The organism is Acinetobacter sp. ANC 7912 (genome assembly GCF_039862785.1).
Classification (GTDB): Bacteria; Pseudomonadota; Gammaproteobacteria; order Pseudomonadales; family Moraxellaceae; genus Acinetobacter; species Acinetobacter thermotolerans.
The window spans coordinates 3112111-3133546 of sequence record NZ_CP156795.1; the positions used below are offsets into that span (position 1 = coordinate 3112111).

Below are 21436 nucleotides of genomic sequence, written 5' to 3' on the forward strand. Positions count from 1 at the left end.
GGGCTTTTTTATTTCAGCCAGTTTTAGAAATACGGGACATAGCCACGCTGTTTATAGCCCTGCGGTGAAACCAGCTGCTGATGGTTTTCATCCACCTGATACAGCAAATCCAGCAGGCCATTTAAATCATCCTGATTCAGTTCATGTGGCAGGAAAGTGGAATGACCCAAGCTGGAAAAATAGGCAGCAATCTCGCTATGCTTATGCACATATTTCATCGACCACTCGGCAAAGCGTGGTTTTTCCACGGTGGTATCGGCAAAGCGGTAGACCTGATGATGACGGCGATCTTTGGAAATACTTTGAAATAGCTGTTCGACAATTTCAGGCTCGCCCTGCAGACACTGGAAAAATTTCCCCTGCGCATAATACAGCACCCCATAAATCTGATGCTCATGATTGAACTTTCGGGCGGTGGCCAAAATATCACTCAGGTCTTGTAATTAAAAATTAAAGAGACATCATTGAAACACAATTATTCGAATGATAATGCTTTTAATGAGGGTGAAACATCATGCTGAAGGACCTGATCATTACGCTAAGTTTGCTATGCCTGTGTTTCATGCTTCTGATCGTGATGCATCATTTGGACCTGCGACTTGAAATCAACCTACTGATCAGCACTGTGGTGCTGAGCTGGGGCCTGTTACAGTTTATCGACCGCCGTGTCTTTTTCCAGACCAGTATTGCCCTGATGATTGTAATCTTGCTGATGCTGCAACAGTATCAGCAAATCTTCTGGACAGGGCTCGGTCTGTTTATTGGGATTCTGATCTATCGACTGCCACAGATCCGACAGGACGGTCGGTGGACTTTAACCACTTGGAACCTGTTCATGCCAAAGACTTGGCTTAAAAAGCTAAAGCTGCTACGTCCTGCAAATTCCGATCACGCTTGAACATGACATGTACATAGGAACATTGGGGAATAATTTTCAGCCGTTTTTGACGGGCAAACTCGACCAGTATATCCAGCATTTTACGAGCGACACCCTGACCGCGCAGGGCATGTGAAACCCAGGTATGGTCGGCGACAATAGTGTCTGCTTCGCGCCACTGGTAGGTAATTTCTGCAACGCGCTCGCCTTCTTGTTCCATATAGAACACACCGCCGCGTTTTGAATCCTGATGTTTGATACTACTCATGTTCATTCCTATTCTTGTTTTTAAACAGGCTCGGCCTGTGATTAACCTCTTCATCTGCTGCATATCTGCAATGATCTTTAGATCCCAGAAACCTCAGATGACATCCTTAAGCAAGAACATCATGTATGCTGTGATCGCGATCAAATACCGACTTGGCAAAAGGGCAGAGTGGAATAATTTTCAGTTGCTGATTCCGGGCATAAGCGACTGCTGCCTGAACCAGCTGCTGTCCAATCCTTTGTCCGCGTAAACTGTCATCCACCCAGGTGTGATCAATAATCAATTTATCATCACCCGCCCGAGAATAGGTCATTTCTGCCAGGCGCTGGTCGGATTGTTCAATAAACCATTCACCCTTACCGTCATGTTGTTTGTGTTCAATCTGCATACATGTGACTCTTGATTTTAAGTGAGACTGCCATAGTCCTTAGCTTTACAATGTTGGATTTTTTTTAATCCGGATGAGCTAAATTTAATACTGATTCATGTGAAATTGTCCAACAAAAGCTTAAAATGCCGGAATTCCTGAATGATGATTCAACATGTCCAGTTCTGCCCAACCACCTTCTGTCACCCGTCAATGGATCTGCGTGATCGCACTGGCCTGCGCGGCGTTTATTTTTAATACCACTGAATTTATCCCGGTCGCATTGCTGAGTGATATTGGGCATAGCTTTGCCATGACACCCACCGAAGTTGGGCTGATGTTGACCATTTATGCCTGGGTGGTGGCTTTGCTATCCCTGCCGATCATGCTGCTGACTCGAAGTATTGAACGGCGTTTCCTGCTGACTTTACTGTTTATCGTATTTATTGCCAGCCATGTGCTGTCCTATTTTGCCTGGAGCTTTAGCATCCTGGTCACTAGCCGGATCGGAATTGCGGTTGCCCATGCACTGTTCTGGTCGATTACGGCTTCGCTTGCGGTACGGGTCGCACCGAAGGGCAAGGAATTTCAGGCTTTGGGTTTACTGTCTACTGGTACCGCCATGGCAATGGTGCTGGGCATTCCCTTCGGCCGGATGATTGGTGAAAGTTATGGCTGGCGTAACAGTTTCGGCCTGATTGCGGTGATTGCCACACTGGTCTGCCTAATCCTAGTCAAAACCTTGCCACGTTTACCTAGCGTCAATTCTGGCTCATTAAGCAGCCTAAAAAGTCTGGTGAAACGTCCCAGCCTGATGCTGGTTTTTGCCCTGACCATTATCGTGATTTCTGCCCAGTTTACTGCCTATAGCTATATCGAACCCTTCGCCTTAAAGGTTGCGGAATTCAGTTCAGTACAAACCACCACTTTGTTATTAATCTACGGGGGAGCAGGTTTTCTTGGTTCCTATCTGTTTGGCAAATTTGCACCGCAATTTCCAAGGCTGACGATTCCATTTTTCACCTTGGGACTGGGGCTTTCCATGTTACTGCTTTTGCCGATGTCAACGAGCTTATTTGGTTTAAACAGTTTAAGTCTGATCTGGGGCATCAGCATTATTGGCTTTAGTCTGGCCCTACAGGCCAAAACATTGAATCTGGCATCTGATGCTACCGATGTCGCCATGTCGATTTTTTCCGGGCTATATAACGTGGGTATTGGGGGCGGAGCATTGCTCGGTGGGATCGTCACTGCGCAGATCGGTTTAGACCGTATTGGCTGGGTTGGAGGCTTAATCACCATTCTGGGCTTTATGCTGACTTTAGCACTGGTGCACCGTCCAGACTTTATTCGCTCTTAATCCATGATTTTTGTAAATAAACCTGTACCTCATTTAAAAATCTGTCATACTCGATGTAACTGAGCTTTTGCTCAAAAAAAATTTAAGTTTGAACAAGGGGAGTAGCCTCCTCCAAACGTTACAAGTATCCCAGCGGGATAATTAAAACGTGTCAGAATATCGTCATTACACTTTGCAAAAAGTCGGTATCTGAGCATCGTCACTCGCATTTTGCAAAATTCGCTATGCAAAATTTCAACAGTACGATGTAGGCAAGACCTTGATCATGTTGTTATGGATGTTTTTCATCGGACAACGGGTCAAGGTTTTTTTATGGCCGGTTTTCCGATGTGGAGAATACACATGGAAACTGTTGGTACGCTGTGGCTGTATCTGGTTTTTTTCGGCATCATCGCGGTGATGCTAATCGTTGATTTTATTGGCTTCAAACATCACCACGGCAAAGAAGTCAAAGTCCGGACTGCGGCCTATTGGAGCATGGCCTGGGTCACGATGGCCGTTCTGTTTGGTGGCGGACTCTGGCTATATCTGGAACAGACGGCCAGTGTTGCCCTCGCTAACCAGAAAGTCATGGAATATTTTGCCGGTTATCTGCTGGAAAAATCCCTGGCGATTGATAATGTCTTTGTCTGGCTGATGATCTTTTCGGCCTTTTCCATCTCGCCAGCCTTACAGCGCCAGCTGCTGCTCTATGGGGTACTGGGCGCGATTGTTCTTAGAACGATTTTCATCTTTATTGGTGCATGGTTCGTGCAGGAGTTCTCCTGGGTGCTGTACCTGTTTGGCGCCTTTCTGGTTTATACCGGCTTTAAGTTCCTGCGTGGTCATCATGATGAACCCAGCAATATTGAAGACATGCCGATCTTGAAATGGCTGCGTAAACATCTGCGGTTAACACCGCAAATGGAAGGCAACAAATTCTTTGTGCGTAAAGATGGCCTGTTATGGGCAACACCGCTATTTTTGGTCCTGATTCTGGTTGAAGCATCGGACGTGATCTTTGCAGTCGATTCGATTCCGGCCATCTTCGCCGTGACCACCGATCCATTTATTGTCTTGACCGCGAACCTGATGGCAATTCTAGGCCTACGTGCAATGTTCTTCCTGCTCGCCGGTGCAGCATCGAAAATGTATTACCTGCCCTATGGCCTGGGTATCATTCTGGTCTTTATTGGCTTCAAGATGTTGATGCTGGACGTTTTCCATGTGCCAATCTGGTTGTCCTTAAGTGTGATTGTACTGGTACTTGCGATCACTGCGTTCCTGTCAATTCGTCACAACAAGAAATACAATATACAGAAACTCTAAGTATCTCCATAGCTCAGAACCCCAAAAGGCCTTCCTTCTGGAAGGCTTTTTTGTGTCGCCCATTTTATCTGATTTGACCGAGTGGCAAAGAAATTGCATCTGTCTATTACCTTTCACAGGACAATCAGGTATGCAGACTTTTCCTTTTTTCTCCATTTATCTCAACTCATGTCATATTCCGGCAGAGCAGGGAAGATAAAATGCAATACAGTTTAAGTGAACAATATCAGTTACAATCAATCGAAAAAATCACAAAGTGCAGGTTTTAAATGTCTTCTATCATTGCAACGACGGCAGTACGCGGTCGCTTCCTCGATATCAAGAATACGGTTGCCCAAGCGCGTGAAATTCACGACCAAGTGCGATATGTAGAAGATGGTTTGCTAATCACCCAGAACGGCAAGATTCAGTGGTTTGGTAGCTGGAAAGAGGGCCAGCAGTACCTTCCGGAAGGAATTGAGGTTCAGCATTATCCTGAACAGCTGATTGTGCCAGGCTTTATTGATACCCATATCCATTTCCCGCAGACCGAGATAGTGGGAGCTTATGGCGAGCAGCTACTCGAGTGGTTAAATACTTATACCTTCCCGACTGAAATCCAATTTTCCGACCCAGCATATTCCAGCAAAATCGCCGAGTTTTTTGTAGAAGAATTACTGAAAAATGGCACTACGACAGCGCTGGTGTTCTGTACCGTACATCCTGAGTCGGTAGATGCTCTATTTAGTGCTGCTGCAGCGCGTAATATGCGCCTGATCGCAGGTAAGGTACTGATGGACCGTCATGCACCCGAAGCACTCACCGATACAGCAGAATCGGCTTATCAGGATTCTAAAGTCCTGATTGAAAAATGGCATGGTCAGGGTCGTAACCTGTATGCGATTACGCCACGCTTTGCACCGACTTCGACACCAGAGCAACTAGAACAAGCCGGCAAGTTGAAAGCCGAATATCCGGATGTGTATGTGCATACCCATCTCAGTGAAAACAAAAACGAGATCGCCTGGGTCAAAGGGCTGTTTCCAGAACGCGAAGGCTATCTGGATGTCTATCATCATTATGGCCTGACCGGGCCTAAGTCTGTGTTTGCGCACTGTGTACATCTGGAAGAGCAGGAATGGGACTGTATGCATCGGACCGACTCCGCCATCGCTTTCTGTCCGACATCAAATCTGTTCCTCGGTAGTGGCTTGTTCCCACTGAAAAAAGCCTGGGACAAGCAGGTCAAGGTGGGACTTGGTACCGATATCGGCGCGGGGACTTCATTTAACCAGCTGCAAACCCTGAATGAAGCCTACAAGGTACAGCAGTTACAAGGTGAAAAACTCTCGGCTTTTGAGTCGCTATATCATGCTACCTTAGGAGGTGCCAAAGCCCTGAGTCTGGATGATCGTCTGGGTAATTTTAATGTCGGTAAAGAAGCCGATTTTGTGGTGCTGGATCTGAATGCAACAGCGTTACAGCAATTACGTCAAAGTCGGGCCAAAAACATCGAAGATGCTTTTTTTGCCCTGATGATGCTTGGTGATGACCGCAATATTGCCGCGACTTATGTTTACGGAACAGCCGTCTATGTCAAAGAACAATCCGCTCCAAAAGCCTGAAAAATCAAAACGTCGTCGCTAGCTAATCCTGTCGGCGATAGCACTCGGCTGTGCTTTTTTACTCAAGCGTGATTCACAAGTGCCGAAAAAATGATTACATTAACACAGGGCGAAACAGGTGCATCTGCCTGCCGGATGTATTAAAATTGCTGATATATCAGGTGTTGCAGGTCAACACCTTTTTTATTTTGCTATTTTTACTTTTTTAGGTATCTACCCATGACCGTTCAAATGAGCGTAATGATTTCCGCTGAAGAAATTCAAGCTAAAGTCAAAGAGCTTGGTGCTCTAATCGATGCACACTATGCCAATAGTGATAAAGAGCTCGTGCTCATCGGTTTATTACGCGGTTCAGTGATCTTCATGGCGGACTTGTGTCGTGCCATCAGCAAGCCGCATGAACTCGACTTCATGACTGTATCCAGCTACGGTGGTGGTACGGTATCAACGCGTGATGTCAAAATCCTGAAAGATCTGGACGGTGAAATCCGTGGTAAGGATGTGCTGGTGGTGGAAGACATTATCGACTCAGGTAACACTCTCAGCAAAGTACTGGAAATTCTGCAAACTCGTCAGCCAAATTCGATTGAGCTGTGCACTTTGGTCAGCAAACCTTCACGCCGCGAAATCGAGCTGGACGTTAAATTCCTGGGCTTTGAAGTCGAAGACAAATTCATTGTCGGTTATGGTCTGGACTATGACCAGAAATATCGCCATATTCCATTCATTGGTGAAATTGGCCTTTAAGACTGAATACGTAAAAAAGTGGCTTCAAGCCACTTTTTTTTATGTCTGCTTCACATGAACAAAAAAACAACATGCCGTTGCAGTACACGGCTAGATCGAAACAGTTTTTTATTTGATGATCAGTCATATACATGAGGTAAAAATAAAGACTTGATAATAAGGAGCATGCTGATGTGGTCACTGATTGTTGCCATTGTAGTTGGTTTTATTGCCGGTTTAATTGCCCGTGCCATCCATCCAGGAGAGGATAAAGCAGGCTTTATTATGACGACCCTGCTGGGTATTTCGGGTGCCTTGCTAGCCACCTACGGTGGACGTCTGTTAGGTCTGTATGATGAAGGTTCCTCAGCCGGTTTTATCGCTTCGGTGATTGGTGCTATCGTTATTCTGTTTATCTATAACCTGATTACCAAGCGTAGACATGTTTAAACAACCTTAAATCTCTCCCATAAAAAAGCACCCGGTTTGGGTGCTTTTTTATCCCTTTAGCCGTAAAACCTCGCCCTTCAGGGCATAGGTATCTACACATCTTTAGGTACCTAGTGCAATAGTTGCGATTTCATTCAGTTCATCTATTGAATATTCTGAGAGCAGTTGAAGAGTATTTAGTAAAATCGAGAGTCCTGCCAATATGGCAGGCGCACTCTCTACCTTGCCTCTTTTCTGTTGTCTACCTGAAAGTCTAGTCAAAAATGCACGGACTTTCTGATTTTGTTCATCTGTACAACGCTGTACTCTCCACGTCAACACACAAGCCATACAACTGATTAGCAAACGCCTTAAAATCGCTTCTGGCGTAGTCTGAAGCCATGACTCAATATCATGGCCTGCTTGCTTGAGAAGTTTGAAATAACATTCGATTGACCAACGCCAGTAATACCAAGTCGTCAGTTCTACTGCGGTAATCTCAGTTGGTACATTACTGATCAATGACCATCTTGCAACTGTCTTTTCATTAATATCTTTAACCACCGCAATAATCAGTCTAGCCTCAATTGCAGCACCTTTCTGAGGAGCAACTCTTTGACCTAAACAATCTTTTTTATTTGATTTTGCAGCACGGGTAAGCCGAACATTGGTTTCTCCAACATAAAGCATATGTTGATTACCCTTATAAGAAATGGGTTTCACTTGCTGTATTTCGATACGTTCAGCAACTTCTCCAACTTTACATATTTCACCCTGATGCTCAATCCGATTTCCTTCCTTTGCTCGAATAAGCCATTGAAAACCATGACTGCTTAATTCCCTGAGATGAGCAATGGAATCTCCTTCACGATCAATAATATGTACGCAGGTTTTATCAAGAGGAAACTGTTCAACTTTTTGAATTTGTTCAGAAAGGGAGTCTAAATGGGTTTTACGTTCGGTCTGTTGCTCATTGAATGTCGAATAGCAACCTGAAGCACTAGAAAGGGTCTGAGCTAATGGAGCAACAGGTAGTCCAGAAGCAGCATCAACAAGTAAGCTCGTTTGTAATTCATAGCCTGAGTCGTACTGATGTGTCCTTTGGAGTTTTTGGGTTTTATTACGATGTGTCACATATTGGATTTGTGACCAATCATGAATAACTAAAGCATAACGATGCAGCGATGTCTTAATCTGATCACAAGCAAGTTTTTGAATAGGTTCATTTAATTGTTTAAATGAGATTTTATCATTATTTAAAAACCGCCATACAGCTTGCGTCGTTGCGAAACTATTTTTTTGAGCAGAGGCAATATCTTTGATTGCAGGAGCAAGTGAAGCAAGAGGATTCATATTGAGTTGAACGAGGTTGTTGTAACGTTTGACAAGGCGCTGATCTAAGCGAGAGATGTTAAAATTGAAGAGCATGCTCTTCAATTTAACGCAAAACATGGAAATTGTGTAGATACCTATGCCCTTCAGGGCGGGGATATAAGGCTGCAATCCGCTAGTCTCCCTTGTGGGGATTAGCTAGGATTGCTAATGCGGTGTTTGCTGTTGTTGGATATATTGTTTAATAATCCCAATGGGAGCACCTCCACACGATGCAGCGAAATAACTAGGCGACCACAAAGCATTCCCCCATAATTTGTTTTTAATTTCAGGGTGTTTAGTTCTTAAAATACGACTAGATGCACCTTTTAGGCTGTTAACCAAGCTAGAAATAGCTACTTTTGGTGGATAGTTCACAAGTAAATGAACATGATCATGCTCACCATCAAATTCTACCAACTTAGCTTCAAAGTCTAAGCAAATGCGCTTGAATACTTCATTCATAGTTTCGAGCATAGCTTTGGTAAAAACATCTCTACGATATTTAGCCACAAAGACTAAATGAACGTGCATATTAAAAACACAGTGACGACCTGTTCTAATCTCTTGACTATTATCCATAGACCAAATATATTTTAGTGATGAAGACACTTAAATTACGCATAAAAGACAAACATTGCAAGGTGCTAGACCAATTGGCATCTGAAGTTAATTTTGTCTGGAACTATGTCAATGATTTGTGTTTTAAACACTTGCAAAGAAAACAACAATTCTTTTCAGCTTACGATATTGCTAAATACACGAAAGGTACATCAAAAGAGTGCAATTTGCACAGCCAAACCATACAGGCAGTTGCGGAAGAATTAGTTACTCGAAGAAAGCAATTTAAAAAAGCCAAGCTAAAATGGCGTGTCAGTAACAAAAAAATGCTAGACGTTCTCTCGGTTGGATTCCATTTAAAAAAGTGGCGGTGAAATATGCCGATGGGTATGTCCAATACGGCAAGCATCAATTCAAGCTATGGGACAGTTACGGACTAAGTAAATACAATGTTAAAACAGGCTCGTTTGTCGAGGATAGCCGAGGGCGTTGGTATGTATGTCTTGTGGTTGATTCAATTAAAACAGAGAAAACCACCGCTAAAACCTCAATTGGCATTGATCTAGGACTCAAAGACCTTGCGACTTGCTCAGATGGTGTAAAGTTCAAAGCGCCTAAAATCTATCGTCAATATGAACAAAAACTTGGTATTGCTCAAAGAGCAAGAAATAAAAAACGTGTCAAAGCGATTCATGCCAAGATCAAAAATCTACGTCAAAATATGCTGCATCAATTCAGTCATAAACTGGTGAATGAACATGCAGCCATCTTCGTTGGTAATGTGAATGCCAAAGCATTGGCACAGACAAAATTAGCTAAGTCTGTACTCGATGCAGGTTGGACGACCTTAAGAACCATGCTCAAGTATAAATGCGAGAACGCAGGGGTATGGTATGAAGAAGTCAATGAAGCCTATACCACCCAAACTTGCTCGTGCTGCGGCTCACGCTCCAGTAGTCTGAAAGGTAGAGCAGGACTTGGAATAAGAGAATGGCAGTGTGTGGAGTGCGGTACATTCCACGATAGAGATATAAACTCAGCACTGAATATTCTTGCGCTCGGACATGGGCGTCTCGCAGGAGGAATCTCCGTCCTTTAGGTCGGAGAGGATGTCAAATCTGTATAGACTGGAATTATAGCCCAAGTTCTTTCCAGATTTTCTCGATCTGATCTGCAGGGTAGGCACCCATCAGTTTAAAGCCATTAGAAAAAATCACTGCTGGGGTACCTTGTACACTTAAAGATTTCGCCAAGGCAATATTGCGTTCAATGGGGTTACTACAACTTTTTGTTGATTTTGGCTGGATACCTTTGCCAATCAGGTCTTCCCAAGCCTGCGCTGGATTTTTCTCACAGAACAGCTGTTTCGATGGTGAAATTGACTGAGGTTTCAGTGGTAGCACAAAGGTGTAGATGGTCACATCATTGAGTTTTTTCAGTTCAGACTCAAGCTGTTTGCAATACGGGCAATTTGGATCAGAAAATACCGCAATCTGGCGTTTACCCGTCCCCTTAACCGTTTTCAATGCGTCTTGTAGCGGCAGTTTTTTCCAGTCAATGCTATTCTGTTTGAGGACCAAGTCCCGGGTCAGATTGTGCTTATCAGCCAGCCGAATCATGCTGCCGCCAATCAGATGTTGGGCATCTTCATTCAGATAGACCACCTGACCATCGAGTACACCGCTATAGATGCCTTTCATCTCAGTGGTTTGCAGGTTTTCAATTTTCAGGTCTGGGCTGTTCTTGGCCAGATTGGCTTTTACGGTATTAATATCGGCAAAGCTTAAGCTTGAAGCCAGCGCCGTCATGGCCAGCAGTAGGGTAGGTTTCAGCATGAATCTCCCGCTCATGTCAGTATATAAATGTGTCCTGATTCTAGGCGTTTTAGCTAGGAAAATCAGATGAATTATGTAGCGTCCTTGTTGAGTGACTTTTCCTGTTGTTTCACGTGGAACATAAAAGCCTGTTTACCCTGACGTTATCGGATTGATTTCTACCGAAATATGCACGATTTCTTCGTGAATGGAAATAGCATCACGCACCTGATCCGGATTTAAATCCAAAGTCGTATCTAACGCCACAAAGCAGGCAAACTTGCCTTTACCCACCCGAGAGACATGGATATCGGTCAGTTGCACCTTTGGCCCAAAACCGGCAATCACTTCACGGATTTCTTCTACCACCGGCGCATCCATATCGGCATCCAGCAAGGTTTTTCCAGTCTGTTTCAGCAAACCAATCGACCAGCGTGCGACCAGCACCGAACCAACAATCCCTAGAATCGAATCCAGAATATCCCAGCCAAAATATTTGCCTGCAAACAGGGCAATGATGGCAAATACTGAAGTCAGCGCATCCGCAACCACATGCATAAAGGCGGCCTGGTGGTTTAGATCATGCTGTTCATAGCTATGTCCATGCTCATGGTGATGATGACCGTGATCGTGGTCATGCCCATGAGAATGCTCATGTCCACCCTCATGCAGCAACCAGGCACAAACCAGATTGATTAGCAGGCCCAGAATGGCAATTGGAATCGCTTCGTTATAGTGAATCTCCACCGGAAAAAACAGCCGTTCGAAAGAATGAAAGGCCATCAAGCCCGCGATCACCAGCAACAGAATCGCACTGCTATAACCTGCCAGAATTTCAATGCGCCAGGTACCCATATTAAAACGCGGATCATCGGCATAGTGACGAGCCGCCTTATAAGCTGCATAGGCCAGTCCCAGTGCCAGCACATGCGAACTCATATGCCAGCCATCGGCCAAGAGTGCCATAGACTTAAAAATCCAGCCACCCAGAATCTCAAACACCATCATCACCGCAGTCAGGATAATGGCAAACAACATCTTCTTCTGTGCCAGTGGATTGCCTTCATCGAACTGATGACTATGCGGCAGGTTGGTCTTGTTTTGCATTCGTCCGGTCTTGTTTATATACTCCCCCTTAGTATATTTATTTTTGGAGACTTGTGGTGAGTCATTTGCATGAAGACAAAAAAATATTAAATCGTGTACGGCGGTTAAAAGGTCAGATTCATGCAGTGGAAGCCGCGCTGACCCAACCAGAACCGAGCTGTATTGATATCTTGCAGCAGGTTGCTGCGATTAAAGGCGCTGTGAATGGTCTGATGAGTGAGCTGATTGAAGAACACCTGCGGGAACATGTGATTCAAGATCCAGAAGCAGTCAATGAACAGGACCTGCAGGAATTTTTAAAGCTGTTAAAGCGATATGGCTGATCAAGCATCATGACCATAAAAAAAAGCCCTCAATCGAGGTAATGCCAGTCAGTTAAGAGATTGACTGGCATTTTTTTGGGTATTTCTGTGGTTTCCCTTTCACAACTCGTGGGTAGTTTCTACTTCTTTTTTTCGGTAAAACATACCTTTTACGCCAATCTCAACTTTAAATAAGCTTTTCAAATTGAATCGGTGAATAACCACATTTTTTATTCATAACGACGCAGACCGTATGTGACAAAATCTTTCTGATAAAACGATGCGATAAGTGCCATAAATCTCTTGCCCTTACTTTTTGAATATTAAAGCGATCAGTTAATTGACCAATGACCGTTTCAATTTTCCTTCGTGCTCTCATAAGCAACCTCATTGATTCTTGAGATCTAGAGTCCGGCATATTCTTTCTTAAAGGAGTTTGTAGATCAACATACTGAAATTTATAGTATTCTTTCAAGCTGGGTCTTAAGTAACCTTTATCTGCACCTAGTAACCCATGAATATTTTCTGTGATTTCTGGTGCAACATCACGCTCATCTACATTTGCTGGAGCGAAAGTATAGCCAGTAATCATACCCTCCAAATTAATTACAAGATGCCCTTTAAAACCATAGTATTTCTCTTGTTGTGCAGCACAATAACTAAAACCTGCATGTTCTTTGAAATTCTTGTGTCTTTTTGCTCGACTATAACGACAAACAGGTATAGGAAATCCATCAATAAAATGAATATGATCCTGACCATAATGTGCAGTTAATTGGGCTGTGATTTTTTGATGAACTTGCCATAAGTTTGCACAATGCTTACAAAAGTTAGGATATGAACCTAAATGAGGGAACCAACTTAAGTAATTGTTTTTAAAAAACATCCATATGCTTTTATCCGTATCCATTTTGAGACACTCACCAACAATTTGCATTGTGATAATTTCAATATCGGTTAAAGCAGGTGGAAAACCACGTTTTCTTAATGGTTCAGAGACTATAGTTGGGTAAATTTCCTCTATGATTAAATAGACAATGATGATAAATTCTTCAGTGGACATAACTGTAATTTTATTTTCATAGACGGATTTAAAATGAGGTTATGTCCTTTTTATTTCAATGACTTAAAAAGTTGAGATTGGCGTACCTTTTAGATTTTTCCATTAAACTTTCTAGATGTTTAGGCAAATTGCCTGTGGAAGCCAAAGAATCAAACTTCAATAGGTTAAGGATAGCAATAGAGGTAATATGAAAGCTCATTCTCAAAGGACTGACTTTTGCACGTTGAGCCATATATTTCATTTGTCTTCTTAGAATATTATAGGCAATAAAGACTCCCCATAACTCTTGATAAATCAAGGTAGGTTATTTACTCCTTAAATGCTTCCCTTCCTGTAAGTTACTCTTGATTTCTCGGTAACACATTTCTATTTCCCAACGCTGGGCATAGAGTTTTGCTAAAGCTAATAATGGATATCTCTTTGAATCTATTAGTGAAGTGATATAACGTCTAATCTTACCTGCCTGCTCAACCTCAATGAGACGTGCTTCCCAATAATCTCCTAAGGCTGGATTAAGTTTTTTAGCTCTTGTTGATATCGGCATTCTAATATGAAAGTCATGTTGCGAATTACGCTCCACAATCTCATACTGTAAATTATCTTTTGCACGCATAAGCCAATGACTTTCTTCTGCACGTTTTTGCCACCCGATGAGAAAATCTGCAGAGAAATAGGCTCGATCAAATAGGGTAATACTGTGTGAACAAGGAGATAATTGGCTTGCCAGTGTGAGTTCACCTTGATCCATACTGCCTATTTGAGCATCTATAATTTCATGGGTCGCGGTATTTACTAAGCAGGTTGCTCTCACTTGTGGATAAGGAGCATCAGCAGTTTTTCCTTTAGATGAACCAAAGTGTGCAAAATTCTCATCTGTATAAGGCATAGACCAAACAACACCATCAACAGCGCACACACTCAGACCGTGAAAGTTTGAGTATTGCTGCTGAGATTCTTCAAACCAGGCTTGGCTAAGTAAAGAAAATAGCGCATTTAAAGGTTCTGATCCTAAACGTTGTCGTGCTTGTACTACTGCGCTAGGAACACAATATTCTGTTGTACCAAATACAAGTTTTAGTTGTTCTACGACATATCCGATAGGTTGATTTCGAAATAAAGCGAGTCCAATGACAAGCCATACCACATGTTCAGCGGGTAACTTCCTTCTTCTAATTGATGCCTTACCTGTTTGATTCAGACTTTCCCAATCCAGTTGAAATCAATAAATTCACTAAAATGGCTAAGTGAAGGTAAAGAATGTTGAAGGGTGCAATCTAAATTTTCAGATAAAGTCATAAAAAAAAATGAGCGTATTTACATACACTCATTTTTACTACATTTTACTAATATTTGCTTAACTGACTGGCATTACTCAATCGAGGGCTTTTTTCGTTGAACAAGAAAATTACTTTCCAATACAGAAGATAATTAAAATGTTTTTATTTAATAAATACAATAACATATAGAATTAAACAATAAATAGATACTAATTGGATACTTTTCAAAGCAAGGCAAGGCATTTTTTGCGCCCCATGAATCTGCTCTTTTACTGTTAGAAAAATAGAGTTTTGAAGTCTGCCTCGCACGCCCACGCTTTTTTTAATTCTCTAGCACTTCAACAATTGTTTGCTGTGTTTTTTCGCTGCCATTATTTGAGTGAGGCGAAATTGAGTATTGAAGCTGCTCCCCTTATTGGTGGCTCAGGTGGGGGGGTAGATTTAGAATCTTATCCTTTGTGAGTGACTTTGAGGTACTCACTTGGTCAGTTTTAAAATGTGAGCAAGATTGACCATATCCCCCAGTGGGGGTAATCCTATGTTCAGGTTATTTGTAGCAGTAAACCGCCCGAATAATCGCATTGTAGTTCTATTGGGATTTTAAGCCTTAAAACCACAGTTGCATCCATCCCTCGCGTGCGCGCGCGTAGTTGTTCCGAAACACAACGCAATTTTGCGCTCAGTGAATACCGTTGCTCAATTTTGAGCATCGCTTTTAAAACATAGATTTAGCCAACGCAATTTTGCGTTTACCTTATAAAACAAGGATTTAGCCAACGCAATTTTGCGCCATCATACTGTTAGTAAATGTTAGTTTTTTCAGACTGCTTTAAAAATACAAAACCTTATAAAACCTAATATTCAAAGATGCTCAAACGCTTTGAACCTCACAAAACCTCACTTTCATTACGGCATGATTACGGCATGTTTTTCTGCTGCACTGTTAAGAATTGATAAGGTTTGAACCTGATAAAACCTGATCTTTGTGATACGTACTGATACGAAATGAGTTTCTCTTAAAATACCGATAAACCTTGATATGACTATGTTTGAGTGTGGTTTTGATGGTCTTTTTAATGTGGTGCTGTAAAACAAGAAATTCTTTACGTAGCTATACAAAATAGGGGGTCTTTGCTGTACGTAGCTGTACGAAATCAAAGTTATCAAATCGCTGTATGCCTTGCTGTAATCGGCATAGGTGGCATTTCTTACAAGTACCCTGTAAAGCAAAATTTAGCAGGACGTAGCATGGCAAAACCGCCTTTCTTGTTGGACGTAGTTTGACGAACTGCATATCTACTTAAAACGGCGTATGCCTTGTATGGCTTGGCATTGAGTGCATTTTTATAGGTACTTTTATCAGTATCTTGTCAAACAAATATACAAGGCTTGTCATGCAAGATTTAAGGCCATTTACTGATACGGATTTTGTACGACGTAGAACGACAAAATGGGGGTGTAATCACTCCATTTATGCGATTTGCGAAACAATCCTATGAAAGAAATGATTTTGTGAAACAAACCCTATGAAAGAAGCGTTTATTCAATAAAAAAAGCTCCCCATATTTAGGGAGCTTCGATTAAAGCAATTGCAATTCATCCGCTCTAATCTCAGTCACTTCCCGATCTGCTCCTTTACTGTCTTTCCACTTCCGTGTACGCAATGAGCCTTCGATATAAACCTTTCCACCTTTCTTGAGGTACTTACTCGCAATCTCAGCTAATCGGTTGCTGGTGGTGATTCTATGCCATTCTGTGGCCTCTTTGCGCTCTCCAGTGGTCTTGTCTTTCCAAAACTCAGTAGTTGCAACGCTGAATGTCGTAACGCTGCCACCGTTGGAGAATTGTTTTGTTTCAGGGTCACGGCCTAGTACACCCATCACAGTTACTTTGTTTACGTTTGGCATTGGTTTAAATCTCTCTAATTTTCTCAGAATGTCTATTTTTCATGGGTAACATAGGTAACATGGGTAACATCCTCGCTATGACAGCGTTTCAGGGTGTTACCTATATTTTTTTGCTTGGGTAACGATGGGTAACATGGGTAACAAATGAGGGAAAATTTAGAACTTGTTACCTCTGTTACCTGTTACCATTTTCAATAGGTAACGCCTGTAAGCCTTTATTCATGCGGCTGTTACCTGTGTTACCTCTGTTACCTTCGTTTTTTACTATTCCCAGCTAAAAATAGCCTCTTTGACGGCGTAAACCTTCACTGCATTTTTCCGTGATGGGATTCTTGCTGTCTTGCTGGTCTTGCCTGTGTCATGCTCAAGTAGGTTGTAAGCTAGTAAGGCCCTTGCTGCTTTGCGACTGTCATAGCCTTTGCAGACTTCATTTTTAAACTGCTCAGGCAATACATAAAATATCTTTTCGCCGTTTTCTATCTTCCAGTAGCCGACACGGTTATTGATACGCTCGATATGATCGGGATCGGGTGTAATAGCTTCAAAACGGCTTGATTCATTCGCCTCAAAGAATGCTTTAACATGGGTCACAATTTCCCGATTCTCATAATCTCCGACCTGCTCAAAACTGCCCAGCCATTGATTAAATACCTTTTGTACGGCGTTAAACGCTGTGCCTGTTTTCCAGCCTGTAATATTGGCCTTTGTTGCCAGTTCTCCAGCCGTTGCCACCAATGCAAAGTAGTTAGCCACTCGGACAATATGCCCTTGCGACTGGTTCACGGTTAAGGCTTGGCGGTACTGGTCTAAAAGCTCTCTAGCTTCATCCATACGCTCGCCTTTGTTGCTGGTCAGATACTCAAGCCATGCAATGCCAGCCACGCCGTAGCAGTCTGCCATGCGCTTACTCAGTTCAATTGCTTGTTTTGGTGCATCCTCTGCAAAGTCTATACCGTCAAAAATACCGTACTCAGACTGATCTATATCAATATCAGCTAAGCGTATTTCTTGTCCCAGCTTAGTCTTTTGGCCTTGCTCGCTCATAATGTCTTTAAGGCTTTTCTCCCCACTGGATAAAAATATAACTTTCCACTGGTGCATAGGCTTTGCTGTGATTTGCTTTGTCATGCGACCTTTGCCCAAGCCATTTGCAAGCATATAGACAATGTTTCCTAACTCTTTGGGGTTCGCTATCTCTCCGATTTCATCCAGCACTAAAAAACCATCATTGTGCATATAGGCTGTATTCTCTAAGGCGTTTCCTGTGGCTCTCCATGTTCTATAAAATTGCTTTGGATTGCCCCACACGGAACTCGCAAGGTTTAAGGCTGTGCTTTTCCCTTTGGACGAACCGCCCTTGATATGAAAGCCACCGCCTTGCTGGTTAAGAGGGTCTAGCAGTTGTCCAGCAAAGGCCGTACACAATGAAAAAGCCAACAAGCTATGATTCTCTGCCAATTGCGCTACATTGCTTCGCCATTGCTCTAATGTACCTTTGCTTTGATAACGGTTATCTAAGGCATTGTTAGCCTGGTAAACTATTAAATCACTACTGCTTTGTCCGATCTGCTTATGAGGTAGTACAAATACGTCATCATGCCAGCCGACCCGATCCACACATAAGGCATATTGACCTGTTTGATAACTCATTAAATAGCATTGAAAAAGGTTTCTTGCTCGTTGGTCAGGTGCAATCATTACACCCTGATAAGACAATGCTTTGCGTAGGTCTGCGCCGTCCGTTTGGAATAGCTCCATAGATAGGGCCTGTGTGTGTTCTACCTTGTTATCATCCTTCCACTTGAGCAATACACCCCAGTTATTACTAGAATCATCTCTAGTCTTAGCAACAACCAATACAGGGCTTGAAATAAAACGCTTGTGGCTTATGCCGTTCTTATCTTCATCAACAAAATAAAGCCCATCCTGCGTGATGTGGAAATGTCCGTTTTCCCATTTCATCGGTTTAGCCAAGTGGCCTTTAGGCAAAATATTTTTTACTGGTAAAGCCTCTATAGCTTCCTCAATAAACGCCAGCACTTCACTTACACTCTCATCCTGGCTTAATTCAATCTGGAACTCGCTTACACCGATTTTTAAATACTGGCATAGCAACCTAACTGCCGTACTCTGCTCCAGCTTTTTAAATGGCTCAAGGTGCATTTGTTCAATTCTGACAGGCAAATAAAGCTGCTTATAACCTGCCTGTGATAGCTGGTTAATCACGAACTGTATTTGTTCAAAATCAAACGGCTTGAGTTCTGTTTTATGGTTGCTGCATAGGGTAGGCAGTAGCACCAACACAACGGCGTAGCCAGTCTGTGCGACCTTAAAGAATGCCTCCAGGCTGTACGTGATAATGACAGGCTGGGCATGGTCAAAATCGCCATACCTTGCAAAGCCTCTAGCCAATCCATCAGGCATGACAGCCACGCGCTGCCCATCCTGCATGACTGCACACTGTACAAGCTCCATTTGTCCATCATAGACAGGTACAATCAAAGGCTGTTCATAGGTAACGCCGTTTATATCCACATTGCCATCATCGACATAGATCGGCTGCTCAGGACTGCCAAAACGCTGTATGAGTGGATGTGATGAATAAGCATCATTAAACGATACAAGCTGCGTACATTCGTTTAAAATGGCTTCGGGTGTTATTAGTTCTTTGGGGTGGTCATAATCAAGCATTGTGACTACTCCCTCCATAACAACATCAACCGCACTTTCTAATGATTCATTTTTCATTATTGGCCCTCACTGCACACGGTTGATATGGATATTTGAATTAATCAAAACACCGTCATTTGATAATCCGACTTTTTCGCGGTTATCCATCATTTGCAGTAAATGCTGTTCTGCTTCCTCAAAGCTAATGCTGAAATGCTTTGCAATGTCCTCTAGGCGGTACATAGGTTCGCCGTCATCGGTGTAACCGCTTGGCGGTGGCAGTAGGTTTAATTCCTTAGCCTTTTGGTGCATCTCTGCTTTGATATGCTCAGGCGTGTAGTGCATTGTCAAAATAAGGGCTTGCTCAGTGACGGGGTGGTGTTCCCCATACTGCTCAAGCATTGCTTTGTAATGGTCAAAGGCTTTGAAAAATTCAGGGTCTACATGTTCAATCATTGTGTATACCCTCAAAAGTTAGCTGTAAATTTGCTTTGCATGTTGTAATTCTTAGGTTTAAATCTCGCATTGAATAGCGGTGGTTTGCCAAGCCAGTGCCATGAAATGAACCTTTAGCCTTTTGGGTCTTTGCTTGCATACATAGGCGGTTCAGTTCTTCATAGGCTGTCTGCCGTGCTGAATAGCTCCCAGTCTTGCGGATGCTCGGCAATACCTCAGAAAATACCCAGTTTTGGAAATTCAATGCTTCGGGTTTAGTCGATCTAAATACAATGCGGTACAGGTTTTCTTCACTGATAAAAGTTAGCTTTTGAGTACCGCCATTTGTAAGGGTATACATTTCATGTACCCCCTTTGGATTTAGCTTAAAACGGCTTGCTGTCGCGTTTTTAATATCTAAGGCTTGACCAACATCAGGCAGACAAAACAAAGGCTGTCCGTTTACATCAAAGGCAATCCGAACGCCGTACTCATTAAAATTAAATACTGCTGGTTTCATGCTGCCACCTCTTTAACAAGCTCATACCGTGCATGTCTGCCAATGCCTGACTTATTGCGCTCGCTATGGGTCACAATGTCATAGCCTGCATTGCGTAAACGCTGAATAATTGCGCTCAGGCGGTAGCAGTTGAAAAGGTCGATAGCCTCGGCCTGTGAAATGGTCTTGCCTTGCTTGAGGTGTGCTAGGACTTGTTTTAATTGGGTGTTGTTCATGTTCTTATGCTCCCATTCCTGACAGTGCATCGGTCAGCTTGTGAATCGTTCCGATGTGGATTATCAGAACGTCCTTAACGCCTGATTTCTTCACCATGTCAGCATGTTCACTAAGTAGCTCTTTAATCGTTCCGTTAAAGCCTCTTAGCTCTAAAAACTTCATAGATTCATCATTTACGATTAAATCCGCTTCCTGATCCGCTTCGCCAGTTGGACAATATGAGGCAAGGGCATAGGCGTATAGATCGGCTGGGTCTGTAATACTCAAGGTTTCCAGCGCCAAGCGTAAAAAGGTATTTAGCTTGCTGGCCTCGGCCTTTAAGTAATCATCAATTGAATAAGGCTTAGAAAATACCTCTGCACTTAATTCGGATGCTCGGATCGAAACATGGTCTAGCAGGTCAATTGCCTGTTCAATCTGTCTTGCATTGGCTTCGGTTTTAAGTTCATCAGGCAAGTAATCAAGGGCCAAGCAAGTGAAGTCAGATACATCAGTAAAAAGGCTCTTTATCTGCTCGCCGTTTACTGCATGGCTGATCTGCTCAAGTCTGCTTTGTGCCTGCTGGGTGATGCTAATTGCATCCTGTAGAGTAATTTCCATAGCTCAAGCCTCCATCGTTGCAATGGTGGCTTTGTGGCTTGCTATGCGTTCATTAATCCACTGGTCTACATCGGATTCAATCCAGGCAACTCGACGTTCAGAAATATTGACTGCTTTCGGGAACGTGCCTTTTTGCATCATTGCGTAAATTGACGATGCACCCAAGCCAGTTTTGGCCTGCACTTCTTTACGGCGGATCAGGCGTACATTTTCGTTTTTTTGTTCTTTAGATAAAGTCATCTAAACATTCTCCATAATGGAAATGCCTAGACACAAAATAGGGAATAGAAAAGTAATTAAGAGGGAAAAACTAAGTTTTATTAATTAGATATAGCAGCGTATAGCTATTCAATAGGTTCTAATGACTAGCAATGAATGTTCACCTTTATGAACATTCTTATTGACTTATGCCATGTTTGAACTACTATTTACCTAAGAGGTAAGTCCGCTTACCACTATCGGCAATCCGATAAAAATTAGTTTTTAATCGTTTTACATTTCTAAATTTCCTTTAGTTTTGTGCCCTTTCAACGGCGGTTAAAAATTAATGGCATTTAGTAATTGGCGTTACTAAAGCCACCAGTTCCATGAAAAGGGTCAAGCATTGGCGTGTTTGACCTTTTTCTTTTTCTCCTACACTCATTAGACATAAAT

General features: G+C 42.7%; 22 protein-coding genes and 2 pseudogenes. 8 read left to right on the forward strand and 16 right to left on the reverse strand.

Annotated features, from left to right (window positions below):
- Positions 1-23 precede the first annotated feature (23 nt).
- A complete protein-coding gene (locus ABEF84_RS15190; RefSeq protein WP_347453333.1) occupies positions 24-422 on the reverse strand; it encodes a BLUF domain-containing protein in 399 nt (132 codons plus the stop codon).
- A gap of 92 nt (positions 423-514) precedes the next feature.
- Between ABEF84_RS15190 and ABEF84_RS15195 the strand changes: the two genes are divergently transcribed.
- Entirely contained in the window at positions 515-898 is a 384-nt protein-coding gene (locus tag ABEF84_RS15195) for a hypothetical protein (protein WP_034586801.1), read from the forward strand.
- Here ABEF84_RS15195 and ABEF84_RS15200 read toward each other — a convergent pair.
- Positions 852-1145, reverse strand: coding sequence for a GNAT family N-acetyltransferase (locus ABEF84_RS15200; protein WP_347453334.1), 294 nt, complete (start codon positions 1143-1145; stop codon positions 852-854). The two genes, ABEF84_RS15195 and ABEF84_RS15200, sit on opposite strands and share 47 nt — an antisense overlap.
- Positions 1146-1251: 106 nt before the next feature.
- Positions 1252-1533, reverse strand: a complete 282-nt coding sequence (locus ABEF84_RS15205) for a GNAT family N-acetyltransferase (RefSeq protein WP_034586806.1) — start codon at positions 1531-1533, stop codon at positions 1252-1254.
- A 154-nt stretch (positions 1534-1687) separates the two neighbouring features.
- On the opposite strand from ABEF84_RS15205, the gene ABEF84_RS15210 reads away from it, so the two are divergent.
- The 5 genes from ABEF84_RS15210 (at position 1688) to ABEF84_RS15230 (ending at position 6960) form a co-directional block, all read left to right on the forward strand.
- Positions 1688-2872 carry a sugar transporter gene (locus ABEF84_RS15210; protein WP_347456672.1) on the forward strand — a complete coding sequence of 395 codons (1185 nt, stop codon included), beginning with the start codon at positions 1688-1690 and terminating at the stop codon, positions 2870-2872.
- Positions 2873-3214: 342 nt separating this feature from the next.
- Positions 3215-4180: a TerC family protein gene (locus ABEF84_RS15215; protein ID WP_034586811.1), complete on the forward strand. Its 966-nt coding sequence runs from the start codon at positions 3215-3217 to the stop codon at positions 4178-4180.
- Positions 4181-4449: 269 nt separating this feature from the next.
- Positions 4450-5784: a guanine deaminase gene (gene guaD / locus ABEF84_RS15220; RefSeq protein ID WP_034588499.1), complete on the forward strand. Its 1335-nt coding sequence runs from the start codon at positions 4450-4452 to the stop codon at positions 5782-5784.
- A gap of 219 nt (positions 5785-6003) precedes the next feature.
- Positions 6004-6531 (forward strand): hypoxanthine phosphoribosyltransferase, encoded by a 528-nt coding sequence (hpt, locus tag ABEF84_RS15225; protein WP_034588501.1) that lies wholly within the window; start codon positions 6004-6006, stop codon positions 6529-6531.
- A gap of 171 nt (positions 6532-6702) precedes the next feature.
- Positions 6703-6960, forward strand: coding sequence for a GlsB/YeaQ/YmgE family stress response membrane protein (locus tag ABEF84_RS15230; RefSeq protein ID WP_347453335.1), 258 nt, complete (start codon positions 6703-6705; stop codon positions 6958-6960).
- A 102-nt stretch (positions 6961-7062) separates the two neighbouring features.
- Here ABEF84_RS15230 and ABEF84_RS15235 read toward each other — a convergent pair whose 3' ends face one another.
- Together ABEF84_RS15235 and tnpA are read right to left on the reverse strand one after the other, a co-directional pair.
- Positions 7063-8292, reverse strand: coding sequence for a transposase (locus ABEF84_RS15235; RefSeq protein ID WP_168419539.1), 1230 nt, complete (start codon positions 8290-8292; stop codon positions 7063-7065).
- 186 nt (positions 8293-8478) lie between these two features.
- Complete coding sequence (tnpA, locus tag ABEF84_RS15240) at positions 8479-8892, reverse strand: IS200/IS605 family transposase (protein WP_075167884.1); 414 nt, start codon at positions 8890-8892, stop codon at positions 8479-8481.
- 20 nt (positions 8893-8912) lie between these two features.
- Here tnpA and ABEF84_RS15245 point away from each other — a divergent pair.
- Positions 8913-9970, forward strand: a pseudogene (locus tag ABEF84_RS15245) (RNA-guided endonuclease InsQ/TnpB family protein).
- Between the two features lie 34 nt (positions 9971-10004).
- Here the strand turns inward: ABEF84_RS15245 and ABEF84_RS15250 are convergent.
- Together ABEF84_RS15250 and dmeF are read right to left on the reverse strand one after the other, a co-directional pair.
- Positions 10005-10706, reverse strand: a complete 702-nt coding sequence (locus tag ABEF84_RS15250; protein WP_034584851.1) for a DsbC family protein — start codon at positions 10704-10706, stop codon at positions 10005-10007.
- Positions 10707-10838: 132 nt separating this feature from the next.
- Positions 10839-11792, reverse strand: a complete 954-nt coding sequence (gene dmeF / locus ABEF84_RS15255; RefSeq protein ID WP_347456673.1) for a CDF family Co(II)/Ni(II) efflux transporter DmeF — start codon at positions 11790-11792, stop codon at positions 10839-10841.
- Between the two features lie 56 nt (positions 11793-11848).
- Here dmeF and ABEF84_RS15260 point away from each other — a divergent pair, with 56 nt between their 5' ends.
- The gene (locus ABEF84_RS15260; RefSeq protein ID WP_034584845.1) at positions 11849-12115 is read left to right on the forward strand and encodes a metal/formaldehyde-sensitive transcriptional repressor; all 267 of its coding nucleotides are present in this window, start codon (positions 11849-11851) and stop codon (positions 12113-12115) included.
- 166 nt (positions 12116-12281) lie between these two features.
- On the opposite strand, the gene ABEF84_RS15265 is transcribed toward ABEF84_RS15260, so the two are convergent.
- The 9 genes and pseudogenes from ABEF84_RS15265 to ABEF84_RS15305 all read right to left on the reverse strand — a co-directional run bounded on the left by ABEF84_RS15265 (position 12282) and on the right by ABEF84_RS15305 (position 21022).
- Positions 12282-13157 (reverse strand): IS982-like element ISAba825 family transposase, encoded by an 876-nt coding sequence (locus tag ABEF84_RS15265; protein ID WP_000102417.1) that lies wholly within the window; start codon positions 13155-13157, stop codon positions 12282-12284.
- Between the two features lie 82 nt (positions 13158-13239).
- Positions 13240-14453: pseudogene (locus ABEF84_RS15270) on the reverse strand (IS4 family transposase); the annotation flags it as partial.
- Between the two features lie 1561 nt (positions 14454-16014).
- The gene (gene ssb / locus ABEF84_RS15275; protein ID WP_347473699.1) at positions 16015-16341 is read right to left on the reverse strand and encodes a single-stranded DNA-binding protein; all 327 of its coding nucleotides are present in this window, start codon (positions 16339-16341) and stop codon (positions 16015-16017) included.
- Positions 16342-16605: 264 nt separating this feature from the next.
- Entirely contained in the window at positions 16606-19032 is a 2427-nt protein-coding gene (locus tag ABEF84_RS15280) for a DUF927 domain-containing protein (RefSeq protein ID WP_347473884.1), read from the reverse strand.
- 66 nt (positions 19033-19098) lie between these two features.
- A complete protein-coding gene (locus ABEF84_RS15285) occupies positions 19099-19467 on the reverse strand; it encodes a hypothetical protein (protein WP_347473700.1) in 369 nt (122 codons plus the stop codon).
- Entirely contained in the window at positions 19460-19966 is a 507-nt protein-coding gene (locus tag ABEF84_RS15290) for a BRO family protein (protein ID WP_180177465.1), read from the reverse strand. The genes ABEF84_RS15285 and ABEF84_RS15290 overlap by 8 nt, the downstream gene beginning before the upstream one ends.
- Positions 19963-20181, reverse strand: coding sequence for a helix-turn-helix domain-containing protein (locus ABEF84_RS15295; protein ID WP_347473701.1), 219 nt, complete (start codon positions 20179-20181; stop codon positions 19963-19965). Before ABEF84_RS15295 ends, ABEF84_RS15290 begins: the two co-directional genes overlap by 4 nt.
- 4 nt (positions 20182-20185) lie before the next feature.
- A complete protein-coding gene (locus tag ABEF84_RS15300; RefSeq protein WP_180179796.1) occupies positions 20186-20782 on the reverse strand; it encodes a hypothetical protein in 597 nt (198 codons plus the stop codon).
- Positions 20783-20785: 3 nt separating this feature from the next.
- Positions 20786-21022, reverse strand: a complete 237-nt coding sequence (locus ABEF84_RS15305) for an AlpA family transcriptional regulator (RefSeq protein WP_347473702.1) — start codon at positions 21020-21022, stop codon at positions 20786-20788.
- Between the last annotated feature and the right edge of the window lie 414 nt (positions 21023-21436).